3 protein-coding genes are annotated in these 8,168 nt (G+C 66.8%); all 3 read left to right on the plus strand.

The features are described 5' to 3' along the window. The first annotated feature begins 145 nt into the window (after positions 1 to 145). Complete coding sequence (locus ACGFYU_RS19165) at positions 146 to 7,330, plus strand: polymorphic toxin-type HINT domain-containing protein (RefSeq protein WP_393828461.1); 7,185 nt, start codon at positions 146 to 148, stop codon at positions 7,328 to 7,330. 14 nt (positions 7,331 to 7,344) lie between these two features. Continuing rightward, positions 7,345 to 7,641: a hypothetical protein gene (locus ACGFYU_RS19170; RefSeq protein WP_393828462.1), complete on the plus strand. Its 297-nt coding sequence runs from the start codon at positions 7,345 to 7,347 to the stop codon at positions 7,639 to 7,641. A gap of 153 nt (positions 7,642 to 7,794) precedes the next feature. After that, positions 7,795 to 8,168: transposase (locus ACGFYU_RS19175; RefSeq protein ID WP_393828463.1), on the plus strand; the 374-nt coding region annotated here is incomplete at its 3' end.

The following is an 8,168-nucleotide window of genomic DNA, read 5'->3' on the forward strand; positions in this document are numbered from 1 at the left end:
GCCCGGGGTGTTTCCTGTACCTGTTTCCTGTGGGGGGATCCAGTTGTCATATCGGAGTCGCTTCGCCATGCGCTCAAAGCGCGGCAGAGCGCGGGTTGCGGTAGTCGCCGCCCTTATCGTCCTCGTCTCTGGCCTGGGACTTCCCGTGGTCCAAGCGGCGGACAAGCCGCCGAAGGTGTGGGTGCCGCCGAACACCGCACTGCCCGACGCGAAGCCGGTGAAGGGTGCGGACGCCAAGTCCGAGGCGGGCAAGGCGACCGCGGTGGGCACCTGGAAGCCCGCCAAGAAATCGAACATTCCGGTTGGGGTGAACAGGGTCGAGGTCGGCTCCCGCCCCGCGTCGAAGCCTGCCGGTGGGTCCGGTTCCGTTCGGGCGGGCGACCTGCCTGTCTGGATCGCACCCGGGAATGACGCAAAGTCGACGGCTTTGCTGTCCGAGCTCGCCACTTCGCCCTCCGCCCCTGGCCCGGGCAGCCTCAGCGTCGAGGTGAAGGACCAGGCCAAGGCCCGCGCGGCCGGAGTGAACGGTGCGCTGATCGCCCTGACCGACCCCGCGGGTGTTGCCGCCACGGGCAAGGTCCAGGTCGGCCTCGACGTCTCGGCTTGGGCGAAGAACGCGGGCGCCAACTGGGCGGACCGTGCCCGACTGGTGCAGCTGCCCGCATGCGCTCTGACGACTCCGGGTGCGGCCGGCTGCACGACCCGCACGCCGGTGGCCTCACACCGGGACGCCTCCGGGCGCCTGGTGGCGGACGTGGACGTGGCCAAGAGCGGGTCAGCTCCCACCACCTTCTTGAAGTCTCAGCCGGGTACGACGTCCGCGTCGTCCTCGGCACCCCAGGTCCTGGCCGCCCAGGGCGTGGCCCTCGGCGTGGAGCCCGGACCGTCCAGCAACCTCGGTGACTACTCCGCGACGCCGCTGCTGCCCTCCGCCTCCTGGCAGGCCGGGGCCAACGCGGCGAACTTCACCTACGGCTACACGGCCGAGATCCCCTCGGCCATCGCGGGTGCGGCCCCGAGCGTCGTCCTCGGCTACGACTCCTCGTCGATCGACGGCCGTACCGCGTCCACGAACGCGCAGTCCGGCCTGATCGGTGAGGGCTGGGACTGGAGCCCCGGCTCGATCTCCCGCTCGTACAAGGGCTGCAAGGACGCGGGCATCAAGGACTCGGGTGACGAGTGCTGGGCAGGCGACATCCTCTCGTTGAACCTGGCGGGTCACTCGGGCCAGATCGTCCGTGACGACGCCACGTGCGTCTACCGTCTTCAGGGCGAGGACGGCACGAAGATCGAGCGCCTGACCGGGAATTGGAACGCCGCCTGGCAGGGCGAAAACTTCAAGGTCACCACGACCGACGGCACCCAGTACTACTTCGGCTCCAACCATCTCCCCGGTGGTGACGGCACCGACACGGAGACCAAGTCCGTCTCCACGGTCCCGGTGTACTTCAACAGCGGCCAGGACAAGTGCCTGGGCGCGGACACGCCGCCGAACGGCTGGTGGAAGTCGATGGGCTGGCAGTGGAACCTCGACTACGTCGTGGACCCGCACCAGAACCTCATCTCCTACCGATACGAGCAGGAGGACAACTACTACGGGCGCGGCGGAGGCCAGAACAACGGCACTGGTACCTCCACCCTCTACCAGCGTGCCTCCTACCCGACCTGGATCGGCTACGGTCAGCGCCTCCCCGACCAGATCGCGGCGAAGGGCACGGCCAAGCCGGCAGCACAGGTCTGGCTGCGCGCCGGCGACCGCTGCCTGGAGGCGGGTACGGTCTGCGACCCGGCACAGCGCAAGAACAACGCCCAGGCTTGGGGCGACACCCCGGTCGACCAGGAGTGCGCGTCCACCGGCCAGTGCCTGAATCTGTCCCCCACCTACTTCTCCACCAAGCGTCTGACGAAGATCGACACAGAGGTCCTCGACGGCACCGCCTATCGCACGGTCGATTCCTACGTTCTGAAGCACCTCTGGGCACGTCCGGGTGTCGGCGATCCGGCCAATCCAGGCGCTCCCATCGATCCGGATGACCCGGGCGACGGCACGTCACCGACCCTGTGGCTGAACTCCATCCAGCGCACCGGCACGAACGCCAGGACGAAGCTGGACGTGCCGCCCGTATACTTCACGCCCCTGTCGATCCCCAACCGGGTCGACGGGGTGGTCAAGCGCCCCAACGGCACGGAGGCCAGCACCTCCCGCTACTACCGTCCTCGCATCCAGACGATCACCACCGAAACTGGTGGCCAGATCAACGTGGTGTACAAGGCCCCGCAATGCTCACGGGCCAACGGCACGATGCCGTCCTCCGAGGACAGCAACACCATGGCCTGCATGCCGGTGAAGTGGTACCTGCCGGGCCAGTCCTACGCGGACCCGGTCGACGACTGGTTCCACAAGGTGGTCGTCCAGTCCGTCACCCAGCAGGACAAGGTCGCCGGGCAGGTGACCACAGTGACCGATTACGAGTACGGCGGCGGCATCGCCTGGCACCGCAACGACTCGGAGTTCACCGACCCCAAGACCCGTACCTGGGACCAGTTCCGCGGCTACGCCACCGTCACCACCCGTACGGGCAACGGCAACGCGGCCGAGGCGCCGCGCACCAAGTCGGTGGCGACCTTCCTGCGCGGCATGGACGGCGACGTCCTCGCCAACGGCACCAAGCGCAGCGTGAGCATCGCCGACGCCCAGGGCGGCACCATCAAGGACGAGGACGTCCTGTCCGGCTTCGTCCGCCAGACCGAGACGTACGACCGCGACGGCGGCAACGTCGTCTCCGACGAGGTCTCCACCCCCTTGCTCGGCAAGGTCACCGCCACCCGCGCTCAGTCGGGCGGCATGCCTGCCATCACCGCCCGACCGATGAACACCGGCAAGGTCACCACGCGCGCCAAGCTGGCCAGCGGCGCCTGGCGCACCAGCGAGCGCACCTCCACGTACGACGACACCCTCCTGTCGCGTCCCCTCCAGGTCGACGACAACAGCGACCTCTCCAGCGCCGGCCAACGCCTGTGCAGCTCCTTCGAGTACGCCGCCGGACCCGGAGGTGCGCTCACGCAGCTCGCTTCCCGGACGCTGGTCGTGACGGGTGCCTGCGGCCAGACGCCGACGGCCGCCAACACCGTCGGCGACACCCGCACCTACTTCGACGGCAAGGCGCTCGGCCAGGCGGACACGACGGCCGACCAGACAGGCACCGAGGTTCTGGAGAAGTACGACGCGGCCGGCAAGCCGGTCTACCGGCTCAACGTCACGTCCACGTACGACGCGTACGGTCGCGTCACCACCAGTACGAACAAGGTCCGCAAGGATGCCGCCCACCCCGGCGGGGCGGTGACCAAGACCGAGTACAAGCCGGCCACGGGCCACCTCCCGACGGAGGTCATCCACACCAACCCGTTCGGCTGGGCGTCGTCCACCAAGATCGACCACGGCCGCGCGCTACCGACGGTGACCAAGGACGAGAACGGTCGAACCGGGTACCGGAGCTACGACGCCCTCGGACGCATCGTCGGCATCTGGCAGCCCGGCCAGAACCGCGACACCGACCTGCCGGTCCGCAAGTTCTCGTACTCCATGAACGGCACGAACGCCCCGACGACCGTTCTGAGCCAGGCGCTCATGAACGACAACAGGTACATCAACAGCTACACGATCTACGACGGCCTCGGCCGCGTCCGCCAGACCCAGGCCCACACTCCCTCCGGGGTGAAGGGTCGTCTGATCACCGACGCGCTGTTCGACTCGCACGGCTGGCAGGTCAAGACCAGCACGCCGTACTACAACGACGAGCAGAGCCCCGGTGGGGCGCTGTTCCTGCCCAACGGCGGGGTCAACCCCGACAGCCAGATCCCCGCCCAGACCGTCTCCGTCTTCGACGGCCTCGGCCGGACCACCGCCTCCGTGTTCCAGTCCTATGGTGTCGAGCAGTGGCGCTCGAAGACCGAGTATCCGGGCGCCGACGAGGTCCGCACCATCCCGCCGGCGGGTGGCTACGCCACGGCGTCCATCACCAACGGCCTGACCTCGGTCCTGCGCCAGTACAAGACCAACACCCCCACCGGTGCCTACGACGAGACCACATACGTCAGCAACACCCAGGGCAAGGAACTGTCCCGCAAGGACTCGGCCGGCAACGAGTGGACCTTCAGCTACGACCTGCTCGGTCGCACGGTGAAGACCACCGACCCCGACTCGGGTATCGCCAGCACCATCTACGACGACAGCAAGAACCTGGTCACGGCCACTGACGCCCGCGGCAAGAGCGCCACGACCGTCAGCGACCTCCTCGGACGCACGATCGCCACGTACGAGGGCACCGCCGTCGACCCGGCCAAGCAGGTCGGATCCTTCACCTACGACACCAAGGTCCGCGGCAAGCCCTCGACCACCACGCGCTTCGTGGGCGGTGCTTCCGGCAGCGCGTACACCTCCGAGATCACCGGGTACGACGTCGGTTACCGCCCTCTCGGCACCAAGGTCACCATCCCGCAGGCCGAGAAGCAGTTGGCGGGCACCTACGAGACCACGAACACCTACGACACCTTCGGCCAGCTCAAGACCACGGCCCTTCCGGCCATCACCGCAACCGGGCTGAATGCCGAGACCCTGACCTACGGCATCAACTCGGTAGGCGGCTTCACCTCGCTCGATAGCACCATCGGATCTCTGATCACACCGTATGTCGTGGACATGCGCTACGACCCGTACGGTCGCGCCATCCGTACCACTCTCGGCGACACCGGCCGACAGATTGTCTCCACCGTCGACTACGACCAGGCCACCGGTCAACCCATCCGCTCCACGCTGGACAAGCAGACCGCGGCGACCGCCAGCGTCGACGTCAACGACTACACCTACAACCGGGTCGGCCAGCTGACCTCCATCAGCAACACGCAGGACGGCGCCACCCGCGACCTGCAGTGCTTCACCACCGACTACCTCGGCCGTCTTACCCAGGCCTGGACCGACACCGGCACCACCACGACGGCTCCCCAGCCGAGCGTCCGAGGCATCGGCGGCTGCACCAACAGCGGGGGACCGGCGGTGGATGGTGCGGGCAAGCCGAGCGTGGGAGGCCCGGCCCCGTACTGGCAGCAGTACGAGTACGACAAGCTCGGCAACCGCACCAAGCTGGTCAAGAAGGACGTCACGGGCAACGCGGCCAAGGACACGACGGTCACCCAGATCTTCGGCTCTGGCCCGAACGCTCCTTCCACCGACCCGAAGACGGGCGGCGGCACGGGCGGCCCGCACGCCCTCATGACCTCCACCGAAACAGGACCGGCGGGCACCAAGGTCACCTCGTACACGTACGACGCCACGGGCAACACGGCATCCATCACCAGCACGCCAGGCACAAAAACCCTGACCTGGAACGACCAGGGCAAGCTCGACAAGATCACCGGCACCGGCGAAAGCGCCGGCACCAGCTACCTGTACGACACCGGCGGCAACCAGCTCATCCGCCGCGACCCGGGCAAGACCACCCTCAACCTCGGCACCGACCAGATCACCCTGGACACCGCCACCGGCAAGGTCTCCAACGTCCGCACCTACGGCGCCCCCGGCGGCCTGTCCATCACCCGCACCACGGCGGCCGGCGCCTCCACCCTCACGTACCAGTCCTCGGACCACCACGGCACCAACGGCGTCCAGTTCAACGCCGACGATCTCGCCCAGGTCCGCCGCCCCTCCGACCCCTTCGGCAACGAACGCGGCACCCAGCCCGCGGCCGACGCCTGGGCAGGCGACAAGGGCTTCGTAGGCGGCACGAAGGAGAAGGCCACCGGCTTCACTCTCCTCGGAGCCCGCGAATACGACCCGACGACAGGCCGCTTCATCAGCCCGGACCCGATCATCGACGCTAGCGATCCACAGCAGTGGAACGCGTACGCGTACGGCAACAACAGTCCGATCAACGGGTCGGACCCGACAGGGCTGAGGACTGACGACGGAGGCTGTTCGAGCCCCGCTGCCTGCAACCGTAACGGACCGCCGCCGAGCATCGACCCCCCAACCGGCGACGGCGGATCGAGCACTGAGTCGACGGAGCTGAACAACGCCAACAGCGAGCTGGACCGGGCGAAGAGGAAGCGCGATGAGCTGAAGCACGCCGTCGTCGACCTGATCGGCGACCTGATCGGCTACAACGACGCCCGCGACTGCTTCACCAAGGGCGACGTCATGGCCTGCATCAACACGGCGCTCAACGCAGTCCCGTGGGGCAAGGTCTTCAAGGCCATCAAGGTCGGCATCAAGGCCTTCAAGATCTACAAAGAGCTCAACAAGACCTACGACGCGATCAGCGCCGGCGAGCGCAGGGCCGCCAAGGTCATGGAGGCCTTCAGCAAGGCCAAGAAGGCCGAGGACGAAGCAGCCGCAGCGGCAGCACAAGCACGCAAGGCGGCGGACGAGAAAGCAGCGACGGAGAAGGCCAGCGACTCCGCAGGCACGGAGAGCAAGAGTAGTAAGGGCGAAGCCGACGCCGAGTCAAACGGTGGAGGGTCGGAATCACGAGCCGGCGACTCCGAGTCCGGAGCATCATGCCCAGTCAAGAAGAACAGCTTCCCCACTGGTGCGCGCGTTCAGATGGCCGATGGCACGACGAAGGCCATTGAGGATATCGAGGTAGGCGACCAGGTCCTGGCCACGGACCCCCAGACCGGCGAAACCGAATCCAAGACGGTCACGGCCACCATCACCACCCCAGACGACAAGGAATTCACCGACCTCACCCTCACCGACGACGCCAACCCCCGCGGCCCGCCCGCCGTCCTCACGTCCACCTCTCACCACCCGCACTGGAGTGAGACCCGCCGCCAGTGGCTCGACGCCGGCGACTTCGCCCCGGGCGAGCAGCTCCGCCAGCCCAACGGCACCACCCTCACCGTCCAGGCAACCCGCAACTACCCGTACGCCGTCACCACCCACAACCTCACCGTCGACGACCTCCACACGTACTATGTGCTGGCGGGGGCCACTCCGGTACTCGTTCACAACTGCGGGACTGGGGCCGTCTCGGATAAGGTGATGGATGAACATATCCTCCCGAGGCATGACGCGAATCATGCGGACTCCTGGAAATGGGCAGAGAAGTCAAAATTCGAGGACTGGGTTACGCCAGACCATATCCGCAACTGGTCCAAGCTGGCGATGAGAAAGCCGATGGATAACATGAACCTCGGCACCGGTTCCGCCCACCGTCATATTCTCGACATTAGAAGCCGTCACCCGATCGGCTACGACGCGGACGGGAACGATCTGTTCTCGGTTGCGGTATGGGTGCGGAACGGTGCGGTCGAGAGCGTTCACCCGAACTGACGAGGTGGTGGCTGGTGATCAATGCCCAGGTACGCACGGAGAGCGGCGAAATCGTGCTACACGGATCTTGCAGACTGGATTGGATGGAAACCGTCCAGCGCATTGATGAAGACAAATTTCCGTTCTTGAGCAGCCTGCTGCCTTACGCGGATACAATGTTCAATTCGCGACAGGTCGAGAGGCTTCGACGGGAAATCGCTCACCAGTCTGTCCGCGAGATTATTGGGCAGGATTCAGTAGTGGAGATCGAAAGGCTCTGTCTGCAGGTGGAGAATGGATCTCATCTCTATCTGTGGTTTCTGGGAGACTAGTGTGTGAGTGCTGCAGCTACGCGTAGCTGCAGCAAACTGGAAGCCCCGTCGGGTGTGTCCCGGCGGGGCTTCTGCGTGGGGTGACGGCAGTAGTTGCCGCTGAGGTTGAAAGGGTGGGGTGACAGCGGGCGTTGACGGTGCTACATCCTCGTCATGAGGTACGCGGATGGCGGCGGTCTGACCGCTGCGGGGCGGGCGAAGCGTGAGGCAGTGCGCTTCGAGGCCGCGGAGATGTTCGAGCAGAGGATGCGGCCGCCGGAGGTGGCCCACAGGTTACGGGTGTCGCGGAAGTCGGCGTACGCCTGGCACGCCGCCTGGCGTGACGGCGGCAGGCCCGCCCTGTCCTCCAAGGGGCCCGGCGGCTTCCCGTGTCAGCTCAGCGATGCCCAGGCAGAACGACTGCAGGCCGAGCTTGATGCCGGCCCTGCGGCGCACGGCTGGGTGGAGGACCAGCGGTGGACGCTGGCGAGGGTCGCGGAGCTGATCCATCGCCTGTTCGGGTACCCGTACACCCCGCGCGGGGTGTC

Source organism: Streptomyces sp. NPDC048337, from assembly GCF_043201175.1.
Taxonomy (GTDB): Bacteria; Actinomycetota; Actinomycetes; order Streptomycetales; family Streptomycetaceae; genus Streptomyces.